4 protein-coding genes are annotated in these 2,498 nt (G+C 63.2%); 2 read left to right on the top strand and 2 right to left on the bottom strand.

Annotation, left to right across the window (positions count from 1 at the left end; genetic code table 11):
* Together SFU54_RS11645 and SFU54_RS11640 are read right to left on the bottom strand one after the other, a co-directional pair.
* Positions 1 to 294, bottom strand: a 294-nt coding sequence (locus SFU54_RS11645; RefSeq protein ID WP_319016437.1) for a DUF4870 domain-containing protein, incomplete at its 3' end; no start/stop codon positions are given.
* Between the two features lie 64 nt (positions 295 to 358).
* The gene (locus tag SFU54_RS11640; protein ID WP_319016436.1) at positions 359 to 748 is read right to left on the bottom strand and encodes a DUF4870 domain-containing protein; all 390 of its coding nucleotides are present in this window, start codon (positions 746 to 748) and stop codon (positions 359 to 361) included.
* 182 nt (positions 749 to 930) lie between these two features.
* Here SFU54_RS11640 and hrcA point away from each other — a divergent pair, with 182 nt between their 5' ends.
* Both hrcA and SFU54_RS11630 read left to right on the top strand, forming a co-directional pair.
* Positions 931 to 1,950, top strand: a complete 1,020-nt coding sequence (hrcA, locus tag SFU54_RS11635) for a heat-inducible transcriptional repressor HrcA (RefSeq protein WP_319016435.1) — start codon at positions 931 to 933, stop codon at positions 1,948 to 1,950.
* Positions 1,951 to 2,498 (top strand): DnaJ domain-containing protein (locus tag SFU54_RS11630; RefSeq protein WP_319016434.1); only part of this gene is annotated, 548 nt, incomplete at its 3' end.

Here is a 2,498-nt window from a genome sequence, read left to right as displayed (position 1 = left end):
GAAGATGATCACGACAACACTCACGGCGATGATCACGAAGATGCCGATGAAGACGAGGGTGAGCACACCGCCGACGAACGAGGCGATGAGCATCGTCAACTGAAAGTTGAGCGCCGTCGCGGCGTGCCCGCGAACGAAGGGCCCGCGGTTGCCGAGGATGAGAAAGCCCAAGAGCGCCGGCAAGAAGCCAAAGAAGATGCCACCAACGTGCACGAGCGTGGCCCACAGTTTTTCGTCGGCGGGGCTCATCGGCTGGGGAGCAGCGGAATACGGGTTTACAGGCTGATCGGTCATGCCGCCATTAAACACCTGCGGGGCCCGACCTCATGGCCGAGCCCCGCGAGAGTGTTCGAGCGTCTTACTTGATGAGACGGATCGAGACGGGGTAACGGTAGCCGTTGCCGTCCTTCGACTTCACGAAACCGAGGATCGAGAAGATCACGGCGGCGACCCACACGAGCGGAACGAGCAGGCCAATGATCGAGCCGAGGCCGAAGGTGACCGCGCCGATGATGAGCGACAGCACGTTGAGCGCGATGTAGGCGATCGTGACGGCGATCTGGAAGTTCAGCGCCTCTTTGGCTTCCTGGTTCGTGAACGAACCGCGGTCTTTGAACACGAGCCAGATGATGAGCGCCGGGAGGAAGCCGAGCACGCCACCGAGGTGCGCGAACGACGCCCACTGGCGGTCCTCCGCCTCCGAGAGCGGAGCAGCCGACGCGGCGGGGGGAGGAGTCTGGTCAGTCATGAATGCTGCCTTTCACTGATTCTGAAGCGGTTGGGTACTGCGGGGTGGAGCACGAGGCAAACCTAGCGCCCGAGCATCCTGCAAGCAATGATGATTGCCCCGTGTTGCAGGTAGAATTGGCAGTCTGATCGAGCGAGTGCCAGCAGTCTCGCTCGCACCGGCTGCAGACCGAGAGGAGCGTCATGGTTTCAGAACGCGCCTTGCACGTGCTGCGCGCCATCGTTCACGACTACGTCGCCTCGCGTGAACCGGTCGGGTCAAAAGCCATTGTCGATCGTCACCAGTTCGGCGTCTCGGCCGCAACGATTCGCAATGACATGGCTCTGCTCGAAGAAGAAGAGCTCATCACGGCTCCGCACACCTCATCGGGTCGTGTTCCCACCGACAAGGGGTATCGCGTTTTCGTCGACCAGTTCGCCGATCTGCGACCGTTGAGCGGCGCCCAGCGTCAGGCCATCTCGTCGTTTCTCGACCAGTCCGTCGACCTCGATGACGTGTTTGCGCGCACCGTACGCTTGCTCTCGCACCTGACGAACCAAGTTGCTCTCGTGCAATACCCCGCGCTGGGCAACGCGCGAGTGCGGCACATCGAACTCGTGCCCATGAGCGCCACCCGACTCATGACGGTGTTCATCACCGACGGCGGTCGCGTCGATCAGCGCATCATCGAGCTTCCGCTCGAGGCCGACGAGGCCTTTGTCGGAGAACTGCGGGCCAAGCTCAACGCGGCGCTCGCCGGTCAAGTGTTGAGCGATGTGCCTCCCGTGGCGGCATCGCTCGCCGAGCGATTCGCTCCCGACCGCCGCGAAGCCGTGGGAGTGGTCGCCGAAGCTCTCATCGGTCACGTGGATGCGCACCGCACCGATCGGCTCGTCATGGCGGGCGCGGCCAACCTCGTGCGCACCGAGGGCGACTTCGTGGGGAGTGTCTACCCGGTTCTCGAAGCACTGGAAGAACAGGTCACCCTGCTCAAGCTGTTCAGCGAGATGCAGGTCGACGAGACCGGTGTGACCGCCCGCATTGGTCGCGAAAATGATGAGGCCCTGAAAGAAACCGCGGTGGTCACGAGCGCCTACCGCGTTGGCACCGATAGTTCCGCCAAACTCGGCGTACTCGGGCCCACCCGCATGGATTACTCGAACAACATGGCAGCAGTGCGCGCGGTAGCCCGCTACGTTTCGCGCTTGCTCGGTGAGGAATAAGTGTCAGACCACTACGAGGTGCTCGGAATCGACCGTCAGGCCAGCGCTGACGAGATCAAGAAGGCGTATCGCCGGCTGGCGCGTGAGTTGCACCCCGACGTCAACCCGAGCGCCGATGCGGCCGAGCGGTTCAAGCAGGTCACCCACGCCTACGACGTGCTGAGCGACCCGCAGCAGCGGCAGCAGTATGACCTGGGTGGGTCGGGCAGCTTTGGCGGAGCATCCGGATTCGGCGGCTTCGGCGACATCTTCGAAACCTTCTTCGGCGGGGGCCAGCAGCAGCGCGGCCCGCGCAGTCGCCGCGAGCGCGGACAAGATGCTCTCTTGCGCGTCGAGGTCGAACTCGACGAAATCGTTTTTGGCACGAGTCGCAAGATCGAAGTGGACACGGCCATTCTCTGTTCGACGTGTGAGGGTTCGTGCTGCTCGCCCGGAACCAGCCCGCAGAGCTGCGACATTTGCCGCGGCTCGGGCCAGATTCAGCGCACGGTGCGCAGCCTGCTCGGCAATGTCATGACGAGCAGCCCCTGCGGAACCTGCCGTGGCTA

The sequence above is a fragment of the Microcella sp. genome (assembly GCF_033763155.1).
Lineage (GTDB): Bacteria > Actinomycetota > Actinomycetes > Actinomycetales > Microbacteriaceae > Microcella.
The sequence above is the reverse complement of the archived record's forward strand: the minus strand, read 5'-3'. Positions and strand labels throughout refer to the sequence as shown.

What these genes read in the sequence shown, in the direction of transcription:
- SFU54_RS11640 (WP_319016436.1), bottom strand. Translation starts at nt 748, where the DNA reads ATGACTGACCAGACTCCTCCCCCCGCCGCGTCGGCTGCTCCGCTCTCG.
- hrcA (WP_319016435.1), top strand. Translation starts at nt 931, where the DNA reads ATGGTTTCAGAACGCGCCTTGCACGTGCTGCGCGCCATCGTTCACGAC.